Source organism: Stenotrophomonas sp. 05L413, from assembly GCF_056397945.1.
In genome coordinates, this window is sequence record NZ_JBFTOL010000010.1 from 18906 (window position 1) to 40418 (window position 21513).

The following is a 21513-nucleotide window of genomic DNA, read 5'->3' on the forward strand; positions in this document are numbered from 1 at the left end:
GCCGCCGTGGATTCCGCGACCCAGATGGCCGCCGATGGCCTGCAGGCCTTCGGCATGATCGGCACGATCCTGTGGACCATGCTGCGCATCGGCGCGATGCTGATGGCCATGCCGCTGATCGGTACGCGCGCGGTGCCGTCACGGATCCGCGTGCTGCTTGCCGGCGCATTGGCGATCGCGCTGTCGCCGATGCTGCCGCCGGTGCCCGAATGGACCGGCTTCGATGCGGCTGCGGTGCTGACCATTGCCCGCGAACTGGCGATCGGTGTCTCGATCGGCTTCGTGCTGCGCCTGGTCTTCGAGGCCGGTGCCATGGCTGGCGAGCTGGTCGCCCAGGGCACCGGCCTGGCCTTTGCACAGATGAGCGATCCGCTGCGCGGCGGCAGTTCCGGCGTGATCGGGCAGTGGTTCTATCTGCTGTTCGGCCTGCTGTTCTTCACCGTCAACGGCCACCTGGCGCTGATCTCGCTGTTGATGGACAGCTACAAGGCCTTGCCGATCGGCACCTCGCTGCCCGATCCGCAGGCATTCCTGAGCATCGCCCCGACCTTCCTGCTGCAGGTGTTCCGTGGCGCGCTCACGCTGGCACTGCCGCTGACCGTGGCGATGCTCGCGATCAACCTGGCCTTCGGCGTGCTGGCCCGTGCAGCGCCTGCGTTGAACCCTATCCAGCTCGGCCTGCCGGTCGCGCTGTTGCTGGGGCTGTTCCTGCTGACCGTGCTGGCCGGTGAGATGGGCCCGCCCGTGCAACGCCTGTTCGATGCGGCGTTCGATGCCGCCGACAGCGTCAGTCGCTGACCCGGGACACGCGGCGGGACACCGCGTGCCGCCATGGGTTGGGGGCACCAACGCCACTTGCGGGGCACCGGGGGCCTGACGGTAGTCTTGACCGCTCGGCCGCAAACGCCTTTGCAACGCAATGACAGAATCTTCACCGTGTCTTTGCGGTGATGGCCGGGTGTCCTGTCGTATCGCTCAGATGTTGACCAGGGAGAGTGTCTTCCATGCTGATCGGCAGCTATACCCCGTGGTTGGTGGTGATTTCGTTTCTTGTCGCAGTACTGGCCTCCTTCACCGCACTGGATATGTCCAGCCGGGTGACGACCGCCACCACGCGCCGCACCACCTGGTTGTGGTTGGTCGGCGGCGGCTGCGCGATGGGGCTGGGCATCTGGTCGATGCACTTCATCGGCATGCTCGCCTTCCAGTTGCCGATCCCGCTCGGCTATGCGCTTGGCCTGACCACCGTCTCGCTGCTGGCCGCCATGGCCTCCTCCATCTTCGCGCTGTGGCTGGTCTCGCAGCCGACCCTGCCGCACGGGCGGCTGGCACTTGGCGCCGTGCTGATGGGCAGTGGCATCGCCTCGATGCATTACCTGGGCATGGCCGCGCTGCACATGCAGCCCGGGATCGACTACCACGCCGGCTGGGTGGCGCTGTCGCTGCTGATCGCAGTGGCGGCCTCGTGGACGGCCCTGTTCATTGCCTTCCGCCTGCGCAGCACCCACCGGCGCCTGCGCGACCGCGCCGCACCTGCACTGGTGCTGGGCACCGCGATCGTGGGCATGCATTACACCGGCATGGCCGCCGCCCGCTTTCCGGCGGGCAGCATCTGCGGTGCTGCGGCCGGTGATGGCCTGCAGGCGCAATGGCTGGCACTGGTGGTGCTGGCCCTGACCATCGCGATCCTGGCGGTGGTCTTGATCGTGTCCTGGCTGGACCAGCGCATGGAGGCGCAGCTGCTGCGGCTGCGCAATACCGACCTGAGCAGCTCGCTGGATGATGCGCAGGCGGAGTTGACCCAGGCCGCCCTGCACGACCCCCTGACCCGCCTGCCGAACCGCCGGCTGCTGCAGCAGCGCATCGAGCAGGCCTTGGCCGAGGCCGAACAGCGCGGCAGCCGCTTCGCGGTCATGTTCATGGATCTGGACGGCTTCAAGCAGGTCAACGATGCCTACGGCCACCAGACCGGCGATGCGCTGCTGGTGGCCGTCGCCGACCGCACCCGCAAGCTGCTGCGGCCGGCGGACATGCTGGCGCGGCTGGGCGGCGATGAGTTCGTGCTGGTGGTGCCGATCGAGAACGACGAGGACGTGGCGACACTGGCCAGTCGGCTCATCCAGACCGTCGGCAACGAGCCACTGCTGCCGCGCCACGACCTGCAGGTGACCGCCAGCATCGGCATCGCGATCTGCCCGGACCACGCCGCCAGCGAGCGCCAGCTGATGGCCTTCGCCGATGCGGCGATGTACCAGGCCAAGGAAGCCGGTCGCAACGCCTACGTGCTGTTTGCGGACTGGATGAATGACAGCGCCGAGCAGCAGTTCCAGCTGCTGGCCGACCTGCGCCGCGCCATCGGCAGCGAGCAGCTGTTCCTGCACTACCAGCCCAAGACCCGCGTCGCCGGGCAATCCATCAGCGGCGCCGAAGCGTTGATCCGCTGGCGGCATCCGCAACAGGGCCTGATTCCGCCGGACCGTTTCATCCGGCTGGCCGAGCGCAGTGGCGTGATCAACGAGATCGGGCGCTGGGCACTGGATGAAGCCTGCCGCCAGCTGCGCGTGTGGCACGACGCCGGGCATGACGGCTGGACGGTGTCGGTGAATCTCTCGCCGATCCAGTTCGCCTCGCCCAACCTGCTGAAGGAAGTGCGCGAGGCGCTGCAGACCCATCGTATCGAGCCGCGCCGGCTGATCCTGGAGATCACCGAAAACACGGTGATGCGCGATACCGAGGCCAGCCTGACCCTGTTGCAGGCCATGGCGGCGTTGGGGGTGGGCATCTCCATCGATGACTTCGGTACCGGCTACTCGAGCCTGTTGTATCTCAAACGCCTGCCCGCCACCGAGATCAAGATCGACCATGCGTTCGTGCGCGACCTGGAAAACAGCTCCGAGGATGTGGTGATCGTCTCGGCGATCGTGGCCCTGGGGCATGCGCTGGACATGGATATCGTCGCCGAGGGGGTCGAGACCGTCGGTCAGCGCGCCTACCTGGAACGGTTGGGCTGCGATTACCTGCAGGGCTATCTGCTGGGTAGACCGGTAGACGCCCAGCGCTTCATGCAGCTGCATGATCTGCCCCGCCCACGGGTGTAAGTGGCGGCAGGCTGGAAGGCGCCCCAACGGCCGGACGCCGCAGCCGGGTGATGCCGGCCCGGTAACCGGCTGGTCACGGAACGGTTCTTGCACGGACCCGGGTATCTCCTCCCGTGTCGTGCCCTGATGTCCGAGAACGAACAAGCCGGCGAAAAGACCGAATTACCCACCGAAAAACGCCTGCGCGATGCCCGGGAACAGGGCAACATCCCGCGCTCGCGGGAGCTGGCGACGGCGGCCGTGTTCGGTGCCGGCGTGCTGGCGCTGATGGCGTTCTCCGGCACCATCGCCCGCAACGCCAAGACCTGGATGCAGTTCGCGCTCAGCCCCGAGCCGGGCCTGCGCCTGCATCCCCAGGCGCTGTTCGGCCACTTCGGCGAGCTGCTGCTGCGCCTGCTGCTGGGCATGTGGCCGCTCGTGGTGATCTGCCTGTTGGCCAGTTTCCTGTCGCCGGTGGTGATGGGCGGGCTGCGCTGGTCGAACAAGTCGCTGATGCCCGATTTCAAGCGGCTCAGCCCGATGGCCGGCATGAAGCGCCTCTACGGGCCTGAAGCGATCGCCGAGTTCACCAAGTCGCTGCTGCGCATCGCCTTCGTCGGCACCGCGGCGGGGCTGGTGGTGTGGCACGGCGTGCGACCGCTGCGCGACCTGCTCAACCAGCCCCTGGAAGCGGCGATGGTGCACGGCCTGGGCTTCACCCTGAAGCTGATGCTGGCCACCGGCGGCGCGATGATGCTGCTGGCCGCCATCGATGCGCCGTACCAGCGCTGGAACTGGATGCGCAAGCTGAAGATGACCCGTGAAGAGCTGCGCCGGGAAATGAAGGAAAGCGAGGGCAGCCCCGAGGTCAAGGGCCGTATCCGCCAGCTGCAGCAGCAGATGTCCAACCGCCGGATGATGGAAGCGGTGCCCACGGCCGATGTCGTGGTGGTCAACCCCACCCACTACGCGGTCGCCCTGAAGTACGAAGGCGGAAAGATGGGCGCGCCTACCGTGGTCGCCCTGGGCGTGGATGAAACCGCCCTGCGCATCCGTGAAGTGGCCGACGGCAACAAGGTCGCCATCGTCTCCGCCCCGCCTTTGGCACGCGCCTTGTATCGGGAAGGTCAACTTGGAAAGGAAATTCCCGTGAGACTGTATTCGGCCGTGGCCCAGGTGCTCTCCTACGTCTACCAGCTGCGCAGTTGGGGGACCGGCCCGATGCCGGCGGCACCGAGCATCGACATCGATGAATTCGGCAAGGGAGGCCGCCCATGAGCGCGCAACCTGCCGGGATGAACGTGCGCCGCGCGCTGGACATGATCCGCCACGGGCTGGGTGCCCCGCTGATCGTGCTGGCCCTGCTGGCCATGGTGGTGGTGCCGCTGGCACCGCCGGTGCTCGATGCGCTGTTCACCTTCAACATCGCCATCTCGCTGATGGTGCTGCTGGCGGTGGTCTACGTGAAGCGCCCGCTGGACTTCACCATCTTCCCGATCGTGCTGCTGGTCACCACGATGCTGCGGCTGGCCTTGAACGTGGCCTCCACCCGTGTGATCCTGCTCAATGGTCAGAACGGCCACGAAGCGGCCGGCAAGGTGATCGCCTCGTTCGGTGAGTTCGTGATCGGCGGCAACTACGCGGTCGGCATCGTGGTGTTCGCGATCCTGACCATCATCAACTTCGTGGTGATCACCAAGGGGGCCGGGCGCGTCTCCGAAGTGACCGCACGCTTCATCCTCGATGCCATGCCCGGCAAGCAGATGGCGATCGACGCCGATCTCAACGCCGGTTTGCTGACGCGTGAAGAGGCCAAGGCCCGTCGTGAGGAGGTCCGCGAGGAAGCCGACTTCTACGGTGCGATGGACGGTGCCAGCAAGTTCATCCGCGGCGATGCGATCGCCGGCATCCTGATCCTGTTCATCAACCTGGTCGGTGGCCTGGCGGTCGGCGTGCTCCAGCACGGCATGCCGTTCGGTGATGCCGCCGCGACCTACACCCTGCTCTCCATCGGTGACGGCCTGGTCGCCCAGCTCCCGGCGCTGCTGGTGTCCTCGGCGGTCGCCATGCTGGTCACCCGCGCCTCGCGCTCGCAGGACATGGCCCAGGCCATGATGGGCCAGGTGTTCGGCCAGTACCGCGCGCTGACCATCGCCGCCGCGATTCTGGCGGTGGTCGGCCTGGTGCCGGGCATGCCCAACGTCGCCTTCTTGACGCTGGCCGCGATCCTCTTCTTCATCGCCTGGAAGGCCTGGAAGAAGAGCACGGCCGAAGCCCGCGCCGCCGAATCTCCCGCCGCCAACCGTTCCGATACCCTCGGCCTGCCCGGCGCGGCGCCCTCGCCCACCGCCGAGCTGACCTGGGATGAGCTGCGCCCGGTCGATCCGCTCGGCCTGGAAGTCGGCTACCGGTTGATTCCGCTGGTGGACAAGAACCAGGGCGGCGAGCTGATGGCGCGGATCAAGGGCGTGCGCCGCAAGCTCACCCACGACATCGGCTTCCTGATTCCCTCCGTGCATATCCGCGACAACCTGGAACTGCCGGCCACCGCGTATCGCCTGCTGATCCACGGCGTGCCGGTGGCCACCGCCGAGATCCACCCCGACCGCGAACTCGCGTTGGACCCGGGCAGCGCCCTGGGCACGCTGGAGGGCATCGCCGGCAAGGATCCTGCCTTCGGGCTGGATGCGACCTGGATCCAGCCACACCAGCGTGCCAATGCCGAATCGATGGGCTACACCGTGGTCGACCCGGCCACCGTGGTCGCCACCCATCTGTCGCACCTGATCCGCGAGCACGCCCCGGAGCTGCTTGGCCATGAAGAAGTGCAGCAGTTGCTGGCCAACCTGGCCAAGAGCGCGCCGAAGCTGGTCGAAGATCTGACACCCAAGTCGCTGCCGCTGTCGGCCGTGGTGCGCGTGCTGCAGAACCTGCTGATCGAGCGCATTCCGATCCGCCAGCTGCGCAAGATCGTTGAATCGCTGGTGGAAAGCGCGCCGACCAGCCAGGACCCGGCCGTGCTCACCGCTGCCGTGCGCAATGCGCTGGGCCGTTTCATCGTGCAGGAGATCGCCGGGATGTCGCCGGAGCTGCCGGTCTTCACCCTCAACCCGCAACTGGAACGCGTCTTGCAGGAGTCCACACAGGGCAACGGCGCCGCGCTGGAACCCGGACTCGCCGAGCGACTGCATCAAAGCCTGGCCGAATGTGTCGGCAAGCAGGAAGCGAAGAACGAGCCGGCGGTCGTGCTGGTGCCCGGCCCGGTACGTGCCGCGCTGGCACGGCTGGTACGCCACAGCGTCCCCTCGCTGTCCGTACTCGCCTACAGCGAGGTGCCCGAGGACAAACGGTTGAAGCTGGTCGGCACGATCAGTTGAGCCGGACACCCGACGGCACCGCGACAGAAAACAGACACCTCATTCGATTTCACCGCAGCAGGAAATAAAGGGACTCCCTGACCGTGCAGACCACCGACAACCAGCGTTTCCCTTCCACCACTCCGCCGCCCCAGTCCCGGTACCACAGCATGAAAATCAAACGCTTCGTCGCCTCCGATATGCGCTCGGCCATGAACCTGGTGCGCAAGGAACACGGGCCGGACGCAGTGATCCTGTCCAACCGCCGGATCGCCGAAGGTGTCGAAATCGTGGCGGCGGCCAACTACGACGAAAGCGCCGTGCAGCGTGCGCTGGAAGCGGCCCGCAAGGATGTCGCGCCGCCGGCACCGCGCCCGCGCAGCGCCGCCGATGCCGTGATTGCCGCGGTGACCCGCCGCAAGGCCCCGGTCGCCACGCCCGAGCCGGTGGCCGCAACCACCTCGGCCGTGGCCGCACTGGCCCGCGCCGCCGTCGGCGCGACCGGTCGCACCCTGGATACCGCCAACGAAATCGTGCCGCCGCCGGGCAGCGACGGTTTCGCTGCCACCCTGGCCCGCGCCAGCGTCAGCCCTGCCGTCAATGAACCGTCGCTGCCGGAGCAGATCTTCGCGCCGTTCAACGTCGAGCAGGCCGCCGCCGCCTCGCCTGCCGCACCGGTAGAGGCCATCGCCGCACCCGCCCCGATCAACCGCGCCCGCTTCGTGATCGATCCGCCACTGGAGGAGACGGACGAGACCGTGCTGCCGGTCGCCGCTGCGCTCGCGCCCTTGCCGATCGTCGCTGCTGCCCTGCCGCCGGCCCTCCCGTTGCCGATCGCCGAGACCGTCATCGCCGCCGCCAATGAACCGGCACCGGTCGTGGCCAGCGTGCCGGAACTGACGGTCATCCAGCGCGATGACGAAGAAATCCGCCAGCTGCGCCATGAAGTGGCCGGCATGCGCCATGTCATCGAGCGCGAGATGCACCGCTTCACCGATGAGCGCCTGCGCGGCTCGCCGGTGCGCGCCGCCGCACTGGACCTGATGGACGAATACGGCTTCGACGCCGGCATCAGCCGCGACGTGGCCATGCAGATTCCGCTGGATACCGAGGCCCACCGTGGCCGCGGCCTGATGCTCGGCCTGCTCTCCAAGAAGCTGCCGATCGCCCCGGTCGATCCGCTGGAAGCCGGCGGCGTGATCGCCCTGGTCGGCCCCACCGGCGCCGGCAAGACCACCACCATCGCCAAGCTGGCCTCGCGTTTCGCCGAGGCGCATGCCGCCCGCGATGTCGCCCTGGTCACCACCGATACCGGCCGCATCGGCGCCCGCGAGCAGCTGTACGGCTTCGGCCGCCAGCTCGGCATCGCCGTCCACGAGGCCAGCAGCGGCAGCGATCTGAACCAGCTGCTGGAACGCCTGAAGGACTACAAGCTGGTCCTGATCGACACCGCCGGCCTGGGCCCGCGCGACCGCGCCCTGGCGGCCCAGCTGCAGTGGCTGCGTGCCGCCGAGCAGATCCGCACCCTGCTGGTGCTGCCGGCCAACACCAGCTTCGGCGACATGGACGAGGTGGTCCGCCGCTTCAGCGCCGCCAACCCGCAGGGCGTGGTGCTGAGCAAGCTGGACGAAACCGGCCGCTTCGGTACCGCCCTGTCGGTGGCCGTGGATCACCGCCTGCCGATCACCTGGGTCACCGATGGCCAGGACGTTCCTGAAGACCTGCACCGTGCCAGTGCGGCCAATCTTGCACTTCGCCTTGAAGATTTGCGCCGCGCGGCCGATATGCCCTGCAACCCGGAGTTGAACCATGCCGTCGCGTGAGTACGCCAAGCTGACCAAGACCTTCCCGTTGTCGGCTACCCGAAGCCAGCCGCTGGGCCCGGTCCGCACCATCGCCGTCACCGGCGGCAAGGGCGGCGTGGGCAAAACGAACGTTTCGGCCAATCTGGCCGTGGCGCTGGCGGACATGGGCAAGCGCACGCTGCTGCTGGATGCCGACCTCGGCCTGGCCAACATCGACGTGATCCTCGGCCTGCAGCCGAAGGTGACCCTGGCCGACCTCGTCGCCGGGCGCTGCACGCTGGAAGAAGTGATCATGGAAGGCCCCGGCGGCGTGCTGGTGGTCCCGGCCGCCTCCGGTCGCCGCCACATGGCCGAGCTGCAGCCGGCCGAGCACGTCGGCCTGGTCAACGTGTTCTCCGAGCTCGAGCGCGAGCTGGACATCATGATCGTGGATACCGCCGCCGGCATCACCGATGGCGTGCTGACCTTCTGCCAGGCCGCACAGGACACCGTGGTGGTGGTCTGCGATGAGCCGGCCTCGATCACCGACGCCTACGCGCTGATCAAGGTCCTCTCGCGCGAGCGCGGCGTGGACCGGATCCAGGTGGTGGCCAACATGGTGCGCGACCCGAACGAAGGCCGCGTGCTGTACGAAAAGCTGAGCCGCGTCTGCGAGAAGTTCCTCGCCGATGTCTCGCTGAACTACCTGGGCTGCGTGCCGCAGGATGACTGGCTGCGCCTGTCGGTGCAGCGCCAGCAGCCGGTGGTGAAGGCCTACCCGTCCAGCCCGGCCGCCCTGGCGCTGACCGAGATCGCGCGCCGCACCGCCCGCTGGCAGGCCCCGACCGAGCCGCGTGGCGGGGTCGAATTCTTCCTGGAACGCATCCTCAAGCAACGCGGGGTGACGGTATGAAGGGCGCAGCACAATACAAAGAAGTCCAGCGGACCGCGGCCAACGAGTGCATTGCCCAGCACTCGGATCTGGTCCGCCGCATCGCCCATCATCTGGCAGCACGTCTGCCAGCCAGCGTGGAGGTCGACGACCTGATCCAGGCCGGCATGATGGGCCTGATCGAGGCCTCGCGCAGCTACGACGCCGACCAGGGCGCCTCGTTCGAAACCTACGCCTCGATCCGCATCCGCGGTTCGATGATCGATGAAATCCGCCGTGGCGACTGGGTGCCGCGCTCGGTGCACCGCCGCGCCCGGGATGCCGCCGCGACCATCCGTCGCCTGGAGCAGAGCACCGGCCGTGCCGCCAGCGCCACCGAAGTGGCCGCCGCGATGGACATGCCGCTGCCGGATTACCTGCGCCTGATGGAAGACGCCTCGCGGGGCCAGGTGCTGAGCCTGGAATCGCGGATCGAGGACCAGGGCGAGCTGGACACCGTCGCCCAGGGCGGCCCGACCCCGCAGCAGGTGCTGGAACGCGGCGAGTTCGGGCGTGAGCTGGGCAACGCGATCGGCCTGCTGCCCGAGCGCGAACAGCTGGTGCTGTCGCTGTACTACGAGCAGGAACTGAACCTGAAAGAGATCGGCGCCGTGTTGGGTGTCAGCGAATCGCGCGTGTGCCAGATCCATGGCCAGGCCGTGCTGCGCCTGCGGGGCCGGCTGAAGATCTTCGAGGCGGCAGACGCCGGCCTCGAGAACCATTGAAATCGAGGAAAGTGCTTTGAACAAGAACATGCGTATCCTGATCGTCGACGACTTCTCGACCATGCGTCGTATCGTCAAGAACCTGCTGGGCGATCTGGGCTTCACCAATACGGCCGAAGCCGAGGACGGGCATGCCGCGCTGGCGCTGTTGCAGAGCCAGCCGTTCGATTTCGTGGTCACCGACTGGAACATGCCGGTCATGACCGGCATCGACCTGCTCAAGGCCGTGCGTGCCGACGCCAAGCTCAAGACGCTGCCGGTGCTGATGGTGACCGCGGAAGCCAAGCGCGAGCAGATCATTGAAGCGGCGCAGGCCGGCGTGAACGGGTACATCATCAAGCCGTTCACCGCCCAGACCCTGGAAGAAAAGCTCGGCAAGATCTTCGAACGCCTGGCGGCGAGCGCCTGATGGAAACCCTGAGCGACAAATCCGCGCTGGTGCAGCGCCTGCAGGATGCCCTGGCCGCGCTGGAAAGCGGTGACGAAGCCGGTTGGCGCCGGGAAATCGACGCCCTCGCCGCGCTGCGCACGCAGCCGATGATGGCCGGCCTGAACCGCCTGGCCCGCGAGCTCGGCCAGGCCTTGGGCGAACTGCCCAGCCTGCCCAGCGAAGCCGGCGAGCTGGATGACGCCTGCGCGCGCCTGGACCACGTGGTGGCGATGACCGAACAGGCCACCCACCGCACGCTGGACCTGGCCGAAGAATGTCGCTCGCTCACCGAACAGCTGCGCGCCAACGGGTTGACGCCCGACCAGGGCCAGCAACTGGACCGGATCCGCCACAACCTCACCGAAATCGCGCTGACCCAGAGCTACCAGGACCTGACCGGGCAGATCATCCGCCGCGTGGTCGGGATCGTGCGTCGCGTGCATGAGGGCTTCGGTGCGCTCGGCCTGCCCCCGCAGGAAGACGAGAACAAGCGCGACAACAACGGCCTGGCCGGCCCGGCCCTGAAGGGCCTGGATCGCCATGCGGTGTCACAGAACGACGCCGACGACCTGCTCTCGGACCTGGGACTGTAACGATCATGAGTGCTGTGCCAGACGATATCGCTGCCGACTTCATCCTCGAGGCCCAGGAAATCCTGGATCGCCTCGGCGAACAGCTGGTGTCGCTGGAGCAGGCGCCCCAGGATGCCGACCAGCTCAACGCCGTGTTCCGTGGCTTCCACACGCTCAAGGGCGGTGCCGGCTTCCTCGGCATCCAGGCGATGGTCGAGCTGTGCCACGCCGCCGAGGAAACCCTCGGCATGGCCCGCTCCGGCCAGGCCACGCTGCAGGCCCACCACTTCGATGCGGCCCAGCAATCGCTGGATTACCTGCAGTCGATGCTGGATTCGGTCTCGGCCGGGACCGAGCCGGGCTACGCCCCGCCGGAGCTGATCGCCCAGTTCGACGTCAGCGGGCCGGCCACGCCGGCGCCGGCGGCTGCCACCACGGCCAGCGGCGGCGAGATGATCACCGATGATGAGTTCGAGGCGCTGCTCGACCAGTTGCATGGCGGTGCCGCACCGACCGCCATCGCGGCCCCGAAGAAAGATGACGGCCTGATCGGCGAGGACGAGTTCGAAGCCCTGCTGGACCAGCTGCACGGTGGCGCTGTTCCCGGCGCCAAGGCCGGTGCCGCCGCGCCGGTGGCTGCACCGCGCGCCGTGGCTGCGCCGGCCGCACCGGGCGCCAAGCTGGCCCCGGCCAAACCGGTCGCCGAAGCCGAACACACCGTGCGCGTGGACACCAAGCGCCTGGATGCGATCGTCAACCTGATCGGCGAGCTGGTGCTCTCACGCAACCGGCTCAAGACCCTGCGTGCGCGCCTGCACGATGAAGAGCTCGACCGTGCGGTCTCCACGTTGGACATCGCCACCGCCCGCCTGCAGTCGGCGGTCATGCGCACCCGCATGCAGCCGGTCGGCAAGGTGTTCTCGCGCTTCCCCAAGGTGGCGCGCGATGTCGCGCGCTCGCTGAAGAAGGAGGTCGAACTTGAGCTGATCGGTGCGGAAACCGAGCTGGACCGCAACCTGGTCGAAGCGCTGGCCGATCCTCTGGTCCATCTGGTCCGCAACGCGATCGACCACGGCGTGGAAATGCCGGACCTGCGCGAGGCCCAGGGCAAGCCGCGCAGTGGCCACGTGCGCCTGTCCGCGCAGCAGGAAGGCGACTACGTCAGCATCGAAGTGCAGGACGACGGCGCGGGTATCGACCCCGAACGCCTGCGCCAGAAGGCACGCGAGAAGGGCTTGATCGATCCGGAAGCCGCTGCCCGCCTGAGCAGCGAGGAATGCCTGCACCTGGTGTTCCTGCCCGGTTTCTCGACCAAGCAGCAGGTCACCGACATCTCCGGCCGCGGCGTGGGCATGGACGTGGTCCAGTCCCGCATCCGCGAGCTCAGCGGCCAGATCCAGATCCAATCCGAGCTGGGCCGCGGCAGCCGCTTCATGATCCGCGTGCCGCTGACCCTGGCGATCCTGCCGACCCTGCTGGTGCAGGCCGGCGAAGACGTCTACGCCCTGCCCCTGGCCCGCGTGATGGAGGTGCTGCATGCCCCCAACACCTCCCTGGGCTGGTTCGACGGCCGCGCCGTGCTGGACCGCAAATCGCACACGCTGGCGCTGGTCGATCTGCGCCACTGGCTCGATGTCGAGCCGATGCCGTCCTCGCTGCTGACCATCGTCGTACTGCAGGCCGGTGAAGCCCGCTTCGGCCTGGTGGTGGACCAGGTGCGCGGCCGCGAGGAGGTCGTGATCAAGCCGCTTCCGAAAGCCCTGCGCGGGTTGCGTGGCTATGCCGGCGCCACCCTCATCGGTGACGGCCGCATGGCGCTGATCCTGGACGTGGACGGGCTGCGTACCCACCACGATTGACCGCGTGAAAGTGTGACCGCCGCATCACTGGATTCCTTCGGCGTCTCAAGTCCCATTCACACAAGCCGATAACGGACCCATGGACAGACTCAGCCTCATTGGACTTTTCCTCGCGTTGGCCTCACTGGTCGGCGGCAGCATCCTCAAGGGGGCCGGTCTGGCGTCGCTGTGGTCGCCGGCCGCCTTCGTGATCGTCATCGTCGGTACCATCGCCTCGATCCTGCTGCATACCTCGCCGGCCGTGTTCAAGCACGCCTTCAAGATCGTGAAGTGGGTGATCCTGCCGCCGAGCAGCGACCGCCGCCACCTGATCCAGCAGATCGTGGAGTGGAGCAACATCGCCCGCCGCCAGGGCCTGCTCGGTCTGGAAGCGCAGGTCGACGCCCAGGACGATCCGTTCCTGCGCAAGGGGCTGCAGTTGCTGGTGGACGGCGTGGAGCCGGAGACCATCCGGCACATGATGGAGATCGAGCTGAGCAGCCAGGAGAGCCAGGACCTGGCCGCGTCCAAAGTGTTCGAGGGCATGGGCATCTATGCGCCGACGCTGGGCATCATCGGCGCGGTGCTCGGCCTGATCGCGGTGATGAAGAATCTTGCCGACCCGAGCAAGCTCGGCCACGGCATCGCGGCGGCGTTCACCGCCACCATCTACGGCATCGCCTCGGCCAACCTGCTGTTCCTGCCGGTCTCGGCCAAGCTCAAGAGCGTGATCCACCACAACAGCCGCGACCGCGAAATGATCATCGAAGGGCTGATCTCCATCGCCCAGGGTGAGAACCCGCGCAACATCGAAACCAACCTGTCCGGGTTCCTGCACTGACATGGCCCGCCGCAAGCACCACGAAGAACATGCCAACCATGAGGCCTGGGCGATCCCTTACGCCGACCTCATGACGCTGCTGCTCGCCTTCTTCGTGGTGATGTACGCCATCTCCTCGCTCAACGAGGGCAAATACCGGATCATGGCCGACGCGCTGACCACCGCCTTCGGTGGCGCGCCGCGCACCATCAACCCGGTGCAGGTCGGCAACCAGCAGGTCCAGGGGGGCGGCTGGGACAGCCCCTCGGTGATCAGGGCCGGGACCAAGATCGGCCCCTCCGCCCCCGCCCCCAGCAACGACCCGACCCTGCTGCCGGCGATGGCCTCGCAGATGCGCATGCCGGTCTCGATCCGCAACCAGGAACAGCTGCAGCGCGCCGAGCGCCAGCTCAACGGCATCGCCGACAAGCTCACCGCCACGCTGGCGCCGCTGATCGAACGCGGCATGATCACCGTGCGTCGCACCGAGCTGTGGATCGAAGTGGAGATCAACAGCGACATCCTGTTCCCGACCGGCTCGGCCACGCTGGATGTGCACGCGCGCGACACCCTCTCCAAGCTGGCCGTAGTGCTGCGTGATGCACCCAACGGCGTGCGCGTGGAAGGCCACACCGACAACATCCCGATCGCCACCTCGCTGTTCCCCTCCAACTGGGAGCTGTCGGCTGGGCGCGCGGCCAGCGTGGTGCACCTGTTCGCCGATCAGGGCCTGCAGCCGGCACGGCTGGCGATGGTTGGCTATGGCCAGTTCCGCCCGCGCGAAGACAATGCCAGCGCCGAAGGCCGCAACCGCAACCGGCGGGTGATGGTGATCATCCTGGCCGATACCGCGCAGAGCATCGATCCGATCACCGACCGGCTCAGCGCCGATGCCGACGCCGCCGATGCGGCCAAGGCACCGGCCGCCAGCACCCCTGTTACCCCCATCGCACCGGTGCAGTTGCCACCGGTGCCGGCCGGCAGCCGCGTTGGCGCCGCCGTTCCGCCCGCAATGAAGGAGTGAACCGCATGCGTATCTGGGCTGTTGCCAATCAGAAAGGCGGGGTGGGCAAGACCACCACAACGCTCGCGCTCGGCCGCGGCTTGGCTACGCAGGGCCACCGCGTGCTGTTGATCGATCTGGATCCGCATTCGTCGCTGACCCGCGCCTTCGGCGTGCCGCTGGATCCGCCGCCGCAGGGCGTGCTGGAACTGTTCGCCGCGCCACCGGCCGAGCTCTCCACCCTCGCCCACCACAGCGACATCCCGGGCTTGGACTACGTCTGCGCGCAGGCCGCGCTGGCCACGCTGGAGCGCCGCAGCGCGAACCAGCCCGGCCTCGGCCTGGCCCTGCAGAATGCGTTGGGCCGCCATCAGGGACAGCACGATTACATCCTGCTCGACTGCGCGCCCACCCTGGGCCTGTTGATGATCAACGCACTGGCCGCAGCCGACCGCCTGATCATCCCCACCCAGGCCGAGCCGCTGGCCCTGCACGGCCTGGATGGCATGGTCCGCACCGGCGAAATGGTCGAGCGCTCGCGCCGCCGCCCGCTGCCGATGTCGATCCTGCCGACCCTGTTCGACCGGCGCACCCGCGCTGGCAACGAAACCGTCAAGCTGATGCAGGACAAGCACGGCCACCGCGTCTGGGAAGACGCGATCCCGGTCGACACCCGGATCTGCAACGCCGCCAGCCTCACCGTGCCACCGCAATCGGAGGACTACCCCGGGCGTGGCCTGGCCGCCTACCGCCGCGCCCTGGAATGGATCCTGGCCGACGATGCGCAGCAGATGGAGCGCGCGGCATGAACACCGCCGGCGTCCTGGACGACTACCTGGAGCAGCTGCTCGGCGACGCGATGCCGGCGCCGACAGAGGCGCCGGTGCCGGTCGCAGTGGCCGAGGTGGTGGATGCTCTCGCCGCAACCGAAGCCATCGAAGCAGTGGACGCCGGGTCTGCCACCGTCGACGTGGGCGTCACCGAAGCAGCTTCGGCGGCCGAATCAATTGCTGTCGCGCCGGGCTTCGACGACCTGCTCGATGAACTGCGCAACGACCCCCTCCTCAGCGGCGCGATGCCTGCACCCGTGGACGAAGCCCGCCCCAGCTGGGACGACCTGCCGCCCGAGGTCGTCTACGAAATAGATCCCGTGGCCACAGGTGCCGACGCGCCCGCAACAGCCCCCGCCCCGGCACCGATCGCGGCGGTGCCAAGCGCCCGCGCACCGATCGCCCGGCCGATGCCCTCCATGACGCCGATGCCGCCGATGCCGGCCGCCACCAGCGTCCGCGCCGGCAGCCCTTCGCTGGCACAGAGCCGCCCCGGCAGCTGGGAGGAACTACAACGCCAGGCACGTGACCCGGCCTCCAGCCCGCGCGAGAACCGTCGCGCCAGCGAACGCACCTCCCGCTGGCTGCGCCTGCGCTGCGGCGCCCAGGCCTACGCGCTGGAACTGCTCAAGGTCCAGGAAGTGGTCCTGCCGGTGCCGTTGCTGCCGCTGCGCGGCACCTCGCCGGCAATGCTGGGCATCATGAACCTGCGCGGCCAGGTGGTGCCGGTGATGGACCTGGGCATCCACCTGGGCAGCAGCGCCGCCGGTAACGACGCCAATACCCGCATCGTGGTGCTGGAAGAGAACGGCGAGACCATGGGCCTGCGCGTCTCGGCCGTGGAGGATGTCGCCAACCTCACCGATTCGCAGATCGAGCCCCCCGATACCGCCCGCATCTGCCAGATCTCCAACGACCTCTTCCGCGGCGTGGCCCGCGGTGGCGCCCAGCCGATGATCCTGCTGGATGCGACGCAGCTGCTGAACTGACCGCCGGAACGGCTAAAGCTTCCCGGGTTATTGCCGTTATAGACCACGGAACCGTTTGTCCGGAGCAATGATGAGCACTGTGGCCCTGGGTGATGATCTCGGCATCGAGACCAGCACCGAGCTGAAAACACGTTTGGCCCCCCTGGTGGATCAGGCCGGCGATCTGACGCTGGATGCCAGCCAGGTCGGCCGTATCCATACCGCCTCGGTGCAGGTGCTGTGCGCATTCGTCGAGGCCCGCCGCAAGGCCGGGCATCCCACCGGATTCCACGGTTGCACCGCAACCTTCCGTGATGCCGCGCGTCTGCTCGGCGTCACCCAGGCCCTCGGCCTGGATGCACCCCATGACAACCTGAAATCTGTGGAGAACGCTGCATGAGCGCACGTATCTTGGTGGTGGACGATTCGGCGTCGATGCGCCAGATGGTCTCTTTCGCCCTCACCTCGGCCGGCTTTTCCGTCGAGGAAGCCGAAGACGGCGCGGTCGCCCTCGGTCGTGCCAAGGGCCAACGCTTCAACGCGGTGGTCACCGACGTCAACATGCCCAACATGGATGGCATCGCGCTGATCCGTGAGCTGCGCCAGCTGCCGGACTACAAGTTCACGCCGATGCTGATGCTGACCACCGAATCGGCCGCGGACAAGAAGTCCGAAGGCAAGGCCGCCGGCGCGACCGGCTGGCTGGTCAAGCCGTTCAACCCGGAACAGCTGGTCGCCACCGTCCAGAAAGTCCTGGGCTGATCCCGCTTCACCCTTCCCTCCCCTCGCACCTGGACACCCCGCACCATGAGCATGGATCTGCAACGTTTCCACGCCACCTTCTTCGAAGAAAGCCGCGAGGGGCTGGATGCGATGGAAGCTGGCCTGCTGGCGCTCGAATCGGGCCAGCAGGACCCGGAGATCATCAACTCGGTGTTCCGTGCCGCGCATTCGATCAAGGGCGGCGCCGGCACCTTCGGCTTCGACGCGATCGCCGCGTTGACCCACGTACTGGAAACGCTGCTGGACGAACTGCGTGCCGGCAAGCGGGCGCTGGAGCCGGCCGCGGTTGATGCGATGCTGGCGTCGGTGGACGTGCTGCGCGCCCTGCTGCGCGAAGCCGAACACGGCCAGGCCGCAGATCCGCACGCGGTCGCCGAGGTCAAGGCGCGCCTGGAAGCGGTGCTGTCCGGCCAGGCCGCTGCTGCGGCACCGGTCGCCGCCGCCAAGGTCGATGACACCCCGGAGGCGTGGCAGATCGGTTTCGTGCCGGCGCCGTCGCTGTTCATGAGCGGCAACGACCCGCTGCGCATCATCCGCGAGCTCGAGCACCTGGGCTCGCTGCAGGTCGCCGCACGCCTGGATCGCCTGCCCGGCTTCGACCAGCTCGATCCGCTCGAAGCGCACCTGGCGTGGGACCTCGGCCTGGTCGGCAAGGTACCGCGCAGCAAGATCGAAGATACCTTCGCCTGGGTCGTGGACGACTGCGAACTGGACATCCGTCCGGCCGCACCGCCGAGCCTGGCCACCAGCGCGCCGGTCGAGGCCAAACCCGCCGTCGTCGCCCCCGCGGCTGCGGCCGCACCGCCCGCCGCCGCTCATGAAGCCGAGACCTCGATCCGCGTCAGCGTGGACAAGGTCGATGCGCTGATCAATCTGGTCGGCGAACTGGTCATCACCCAGGCCATGCTCAAGCAGGTCTCGCACGCGCTGGATCCGGCGCAGGCCGAGCAGCTGCTGACCGGCCTGGATCTGCTGGAACGCAATACACGCGATCTGCAGGAAGCGGTCATCGGCGTGCGCATGCTGCCGGTGGACGCGGTGTTCCGCCGCTTCCCGCGCCTGGTCCGCGATCTGTCCTCGCGCCTGGGCAAGCACGTGCGCCTGCGCACCATCGGCGAAGGCACCGAGCTGGACAAGGGCCTGATCGAGAAGATCGCCGATCCGCTCGTGCACCTGGTCCGCAACTCGATCGACCACGGCCTGGAGATGCCGGACGTGCGTCGCGAAGCGGGCAAGGACGAAACCGGTACGATCACCTTGGCGGCCTCGCATCAGGGCGGCCACATCGTGATCGAAGTCAGCGATGACGGCCGCGGCCTGAACCGCGACAAGATCCTGTCCAAGGCGCTCGAACGCGGCCTGAGCGTGCCGGACAACCCCACCGACGCGCAGGTCTGGGATCTCATCTTCCAGCCGGGCTTCTCCACCGCCGATGCCGTCACGGATCTGTCCGGTCGTGGCGTCGGCATGGATGTGGTCCGCCGCAACATCCAGGCGCTGGGTGGCGAAGTACAGCTGGAAAGCCAGGCCGGCAACGGCACCCGCGTGCTGATCCGCCTGCCGCTGACGTTGGCGATCCTGGATGGCATGACCGTCTCGGTGGCCGGCGAAACGTTGATCCTGCCCCTGGCCTATGTGCTCGAAGCCCTGCAGCCGCAGGCCGACGATGTGCGCACCATGGCTGGCGAAGGCCGGGTGCTGCGGGTGCGTGGCGAATACCTGCCGATCCTCTCGCTCAGCGAGTACTACGGCTACGGTGGCCGTGCCATGGACGATCCGCTGGTGGTGGTCGTCGAGGGCGACGGCCAGAAGATCGCGCTGGAAGTAGACGAACTGGTCGGCCAGCAGCAGGTCGTGGTCAAGAACATCGAGAACAACTACCGCCGTATCAGCGGGGTTTCCGGTGCGACCATCCTCGGCGACGGCCGGGTCGCGCTGATCGTCGACATCGGCGGCCTGGTGCGGTCGCTCAAGGTGCCACAGGCCGCATAACGCGCCTACAGCATGCTGTCCCCGACGCCGCCGCTCCCCCGGGAGCGGCGGCGTTCGTTTGTGGGCGTGCGTGGGCGTCGGTGATCACGGTGCGCGGAACTGTGAACTCCATCAGCGGACGATGGCAGCGAGCATCCCCTCCCACCGTCCGCTTGCGTACGGACGAGCCCGCTCAAACCCTTGCAACAGCAACCATCGCCGCCCGCTGAACCGTGATGGCAAACGTGAAAAAAATGTGACGCAGCACTATCAAGTTGCGGTCGATCAGCGCCGCTATCCGAAGTAGCGACCACGGCAACCGTCGCGCTCCTCCGCTCCACTCTCTCCCATCCCCGCTGATTCCGCCCAGCACCCCACGGCTGTGCGTCACTGCCCTGCCCGGAGTTCCAATCATGAAGTGGTTCCACGACCTGCCCATCGCCCGCAAGCTGGCGGTAGGCTTCACCCTCACCACGTTGATGACACTGGCCCTGGGCAGCTTCGCCCTGCTCCGCCTGGGCGAAGCCAACGCCCAGCTGCGCGCGATGAGCACCAACGACATTCCCTCCGTGCAGCACCTGGGCGAAGTGCGTGCGCAGCTCGGCGAGTTCCGCACCTACGAAATGGCCCAGCTGACCGTGCTGGACAAGCCGGAGTCGGTCGCCGACTACGACAAGCGCATGGCCGACACCGGCAAGATCGTCAACGCCGAGCTGGCCGCCTACGCGCTGCTGCCGGCCGGCGACAAGGAACGTCAGTTGTACGAAGTGGTTGCCGCCCGCACCGCCGATTACTTCAAGGCCAACGGCCTGATCAAGGATGCCATCGCCGCCGGCGACGGCGTCACTGCCCAGCAGATTTCCGATGAACAATCGCGCCCGGCGCGCCGTGCGCTGTTCGCCGCGCTCAAGGACCTGGGTGAGTTCAGCAACGGCGTGATGGCCAGCCGCATCGAGAGCGCCAACGCCACGCACCAGAACAGCGTTTACGCGATCATCGGCTGCATCGTGCTGCTGTCGCTGCTGGCTGCCGTGATGGGCGTCGTGATCTCGCGCGCCATCACCCGCCCGCTCGGCCAGGCCGTGCACGCCATCCAGTCGGTCGCCCGTGGCGATCTGTCGGTCAACATCCAGGCCACCAGCAAGGATGAAGCCGGCAAGATGCTGACCGCCACCCGCGACATGACCGTGATGCTGCGCCGCTTCTCCGAGCAGACCCAGCAGATGGTGGAAATGCACGCCGGCCCGGACATCAGCCACCGTATTCCGGAAGATTTTCCGGGCGTGTATGGCCAGCTGGCCGTTGGCATCAACACGGTGATCTTCGAGCACCTGGATTCAATCAAGGACGCGATCAACGTCCTGAACCAGTACGCCGCCGGCGACCTCTCGCCGAACGCCCGCCGCCTGCCCGGCACCCGCGCGATCCTGCACGAATCAATGGATGCGGCCAAGGCGAGCCTGCTGGCGATCAACACCCAAATCCAGTCGCTGGCCCAGGCCGCTGCTGCAGGTGACTTCACCCAGCGTGGCGATGCGACGCGCTTCGACCACGACTTCCGGGTCATGATCGAGCACCTCAACACGATGATGCAGGTCGCCGACGGCAATCTGTCCCAGCTCTCGCACCTGCTGCAGTCCATCGCCAACGGCGACCTCACCGCGCGCATGCAGGGCGAGTTCCACGGCGTGTTCGCCTCGATGCGCGACGACGCCAACACCACCGTCGCCCAGCTGACCCAGATCGTCGGCCGCATCCAGCAGGCGTCCTCCAGCATCAGCACCGCGGCCGGCGAGATCGCCTCGGGCAACAACGATCTGTCGCGCCGTACCGAGCAGCAGGCCGCCAATCTGGAAGAAACCGCGGCTTCGATGGAGGAACTGACCTCCACCGTGCGCCAGAACGCCGAACACGCCCGTCAGGCCAACCAGCTTGCCATCGGCGCGCACTCGGTCGCGTCGCAGGGCGGTGATGTGGTGGGCCGCGTGGTCAGCACCATGCACGAGATCGACGCCTCCTCGCGCCGCATCGCCGACATCATCACCGTGATCGACGGCATCGCCTTCCAGACCAACATCCTGGCGCTGAACGCCGCGGTGGAAGCCGCCCGTGCCGGTGAGCAGGGTCGTGGGTTCGCGGTCGTCGCCTCCGAAGTGCGCACCCTGGCCCAGCGCTCGGCCGGCGCGGCCAAGGAGATCAAGGGCCTGATCGACGAATCGGTCGGCAAGGTCGCCGAAGGCTCGCAACTGGTCAACCAGGCCGGCGCTACCATGGGTGAGATCGTCGCCTCGGTGCAGCGCGTGACCGACATCATGGCCGAGATCTCCGCGGCCTCGCAGGAGCAGTCCGCCGGCATCGAGCAGGTCAACCAGACCGTGGTGCAGATGGATGAGACCACCCAGCAGAACGCCGCGCTGGTGGAAGA

The 21513-nt window shown here is 67.6% G+C and carries 18 protein-coding genes; all 18 read left to right on the plus strand.

Features of this window, described 5'->3' with window-relative positions; translation table 11 throughout:
• The first annotated feature begins 6 nt into the window (after nucleotides 1-6).
• A complete protein-coding gene (fliR, locus tag AC1DIQ_RS18530) occupies nucleotides 7-798 on the plus strand; it encodes a flagellar biosynthetic protein FliR (RefSeq protein WP_478050568.1) in 792 nt (263 codons plus the stop codon).
• Between the two features lie 206 nt (nucleotides 799-1004).
• Complete coding sequence (locus tag AC1DIQ_RS18535; protein WP_478050574.1) at nucleotides 1005-3098, plus strand: putative bifunctional diguanylate cyclase/phosphodiesterase; 2094 nt, start codon at nucleotides 1005-1007, stop codon at nucleotides 3096-3098.
• A gap of 126 nt (nucleotides 3099-3224) precedes the next feature.
• Nucleotides 3225-4355, plus strand: coding sequence for a flagellar biosynthesis protein FlhB (gene flhB, locus AC1DIQ_RS18540; protein WP_461769783.1), 1131 nt, complete (start codon nucleotides 3225-3227; stop codon nucleotides 4353-4355).
• A complete protein-coding gene (gene flhA / locus AC1DIQ_RS18545) occupies nucleotides 4352-6454 on the plus strand; it encodes a flagellar biosynthesis protein FlhA (protein ID WP_478050569.1) in 2103 nt (700 codons plus the stop codon). Before flhB ends, flhA begins: the two co-directional genes overlap by 4 nt.
• A 149-nt stretch (nucleotides 6455-6603) precedes the next feature.
• Entirely contained in the window at nucleotides 6604-8256 is a 1653-nt protein-coding gene (flhF, locus tag AC1DIQ_RS18550) for a flagellar biosynthesis protein FlhF (RefSeq protein WP_478050570.1), read from the plus strand.
• Entirely contained in the window at nucleotides 8243-9130 is an 888-nt protein-coding gene (locus AC1DIQ_RS18555) for a MinD/ParA family ATP-binding protein (RefSeq protein WP_019182906.1), read from the plus strand. The genes flhF and AC1DIQ_RS18555 overlap by 14 nt, the downstream gene beginning before the upstream one ends.
• Nucleotides 9127-9873, plus strand: a complete 747-nt coding sequence (locus tag AC1DIQ_RS18560; protein WP_019182907.1) for an RNA polymerase sigma factor FliA — start codon at nucleotides 9127-9129, stop codon at nucleotides 9871-9873. Before AC1DIQ_RS18555 ends, AC1DIQ_RS18560 begins: the two co-directional genes overlap by 4 nt.
• 16 nt (nucleotides 9874-9889) lie before the next feature.
• Complete coding sequence (gene cheY, locus AC1DIQ_RS18565; protein WP_179459007.1) at nucleotides 9890-10282, plus strand: chemotaxis response regulator CheY; 393 nt, start codon at nucleotides 9890-9892, stop codon at nucleotides 10280-10282.
• Nucleotides 10282-10896, plus strand: a complete 615-nt coding sequence (locus tag AC1DIQ_RS18570; RefSeq protein ID WP_121036727.1) for a protein phosphatase CheZ — start codon at nucleotides 10282-10284, stop codon at nucleotides 10894-10896. The genes cheY and AC1DIQ_RS18570 overlap by 1 nt, the downstream gene beginning before the upstream one ends.
• A gap of 5 nt (nucleotides 10897-10901) precedes the next feature.
• Nucleotides 10902-12734 (plus strand): chemotaxis protein CheA, encoded by a 1833-nt coding sequence (locus AC1DIQ_RS18575; protein ID WP_478050571.1) that lies wholly within the window; start codon nucleotides 10902-10904, stop codon nucleotides 12732-12734.
• Nucleotides 12735-12813: 79 nt separating this feature from the next.
• Nucleotides 12814-13554, plus strand: a complete 741-nt coding sequence (locus AC1DIQ_RS18580; RefSeq protein ID WP_121036725.1) for a flagellar motor protein — start codon at nucleotides 12814-12816, stop codon at nucleotides 13552-13554.
• 1 nt (nucleotide 13555) lies between these two features.
• Complete coding sequence (gene motD, locus AC1DIQ_RS18585) at nucleotides 13556-14557, plus strand: flagellar motor protein MotD (RefSeq protein ID WP_121036724.1); 1002 nt, start codon at nucleotides 13556-13558, stop codon at nucleotides 14555-14557.
• Nucleotides 14558-14562: 5 nt separating this feature from the next.
• Nucleotides 14563-15345, plus strand: a complete 783-nt coding sequence (locus AC1DIQ_RS18590; RefSeq protein ID WP_088435041.1) for a ParA family protein — start codon at nucleotides 14563-14565, stop codon at nucleotides 15343-15345.
• Nucleotides 15342-16355: a chemotaxis protein CheW gene (locus tag AC1DIQ_RS18595; RefSeq protein WP_121036723.1), complete on the plus strand. Its 1014-nt coding sequence runs from the start codon at nucleotides 15342-15344 to the stop codon at nucleotides 16353-16355. The genes AC1DIQ_RS18590 and AC1DIQ_RS18595 overlap by 4 nt, the downstream gene beginning before the upstream one ends.
• 70 nt (nucleotides 16356-16425) lie before the next feature.
• Nucleotides 16426-16734: an STAS domain-containing protein gene (locus AC1DIQ_RS18600; protein WP_121036722.1), complete on the plus strand. Its 309-nt coding sequence runs from the start codon at nucleotides 16426-16428 to the stop codon at nucleotides 16732-16734.
• A complete protein-coding gene (locus AC1DIQ_RS18605) occupies nucleotides 16731-17096 on the plus strand; it encodes a response regulator (protein WP_088435039.1) in 366 nt (121 codons plus the stop codon). Before AC1DIQ_RS18600 ends, AC1DIQ_RS18605 begins: the two co-directional genes overlap by 4 nt.
• 45 nt (nucleotides 17097-17141) lie before the next feature.
• Nucleotides 17142-19109, plus strand: coding sequence for a chemotaxis protein CheA (locus AC1DIQ_RS18610; RefSeq protein WP_282259418.1), 1968 nt, complete (start codon nucleotides 17142-17144; stop codon nucleotides 19107-19109).
• A 392-nt stretch (nucleotides 19110-19501) separates the two neighbouring features.
• Nucleotides 19502-21513, plus strand: a 2012-nt coding sequence (locus tag AC1DIQ_RS18615) for a methyl-accepting chemotaxis protein (RefSeq protein WP_478050572.1), incomplete at its 3' end; no start/stop codon positions are given.

Excerpts from the sequence above, each read along its gene's own strand:
- AC1DIQ_RS18535 (WP_478050574.1), top strand. The coding sequence starts at position 1,005 with ATGCTGATCGGCAGCTATACCCCGTGGTTGGTGGTGATTTCGTTTCTT.
- flhB (WP_461769783.1), top strand. The coding sequence starts at position 3,225 with ATGTCCGAGAACGAACAAGCCGGCGAAAAGACCGAATTACCCACCGAA.
- flhA (WP_478050569.1), top strand. The coding sequence starts at position 4,352 with ATGAGCGCGCAACCTGCCGGGATGAACGTGCGCCGCGCGCTGGACATG.
- flhF (WP_478050570.1), top strand. The coding sequence starts at position 6,604 with ATGAAAATCAAACGCTTCGTCGCCTCCGATATGCGCTCGGCCATGAAC.
- AC1DIQ_RS18555 (WP_019182906.1), top strand. The coding sequence starts at position 8,243 with ATGCCGTCGCGTGAGTACGCCAAGCTGACCAAGACCTTCCCGTTGTCG.
- AC1DIQ_RS18560 (WP_019182907.1), top strand. The coding sequence starts at position 9,127 with ATGAAGGGCGCAGCACAATACAAAGAAGTCCAGCGGACCGCGGCCAAC.
- AC1DIQ_RS18570 (WP_121036727.1), top strand. The coding sequence starts at position 10,282 with ATGGAAACCCTGAGCGACAAATCCGCGCTGGTGCAGCGCCTGCAGGAT.
- AC1DIQ_RS18575 (WP_478050571.1), top strand. The coding sequence starts at position 10,902 with ATGAGTGCTGTGCCAGACGATATCGCTGCCGACTTCATCCTCGAGGCC.
- AC1DIQ_RS18580 (WP_121036725.1), top strand. The coding sequence starts at position 12,814 with ATGGACAGACTCAGCCTCATTGGACTTTTCCTCGCGTTGGCCTCACTG.
- motD (WP_121036724.1), top strand. The coding sequence starts at position 13,556 with ATGGCCCGCCGCAAGCACCACGAAGAACATGCCAACCATGAGGCCTGG.
- AC1DIQ_RS18590 (WP_088435041.1), top strand. The coding sequence starts at position 14,563 with ATGCGTATCTGGGCTGTTGCCAATCAGAAAGGCGGGGTGGGCAAGACC.
- AC1DIQ_RS18595 (WP_121036723.1), top strand. The coding sequence starts at position 15,342 with ATGAACACCGCCGGCGTCCTGGACGACTACCTGGAGCAGCTGCTCGGC.
- AC1DIQ_RS18600 (WP_121036722.1), top strand. The coding sequence starts at position 16,426 with ATGAGCACTGTGGCCCTGGGTGATGATCTCGGCATCGAGACCAGCACC.
- AC1DIQ_RS18605 (WP_088435039.1), top strand. The coding sequence starts at position 16,731 with ATGAGCGCACGTATCTTGGTGGTGGACGATTCGGCGTCGATGCGCCAG.
- AC1DIQ_RS18610 (WP_282259418.1), top strand. The coding sequence starts at position 17,142 with ATGAGCATGGATCTGCAACGTTTCCACGCCACCTTCTTCGAAGAAAGC.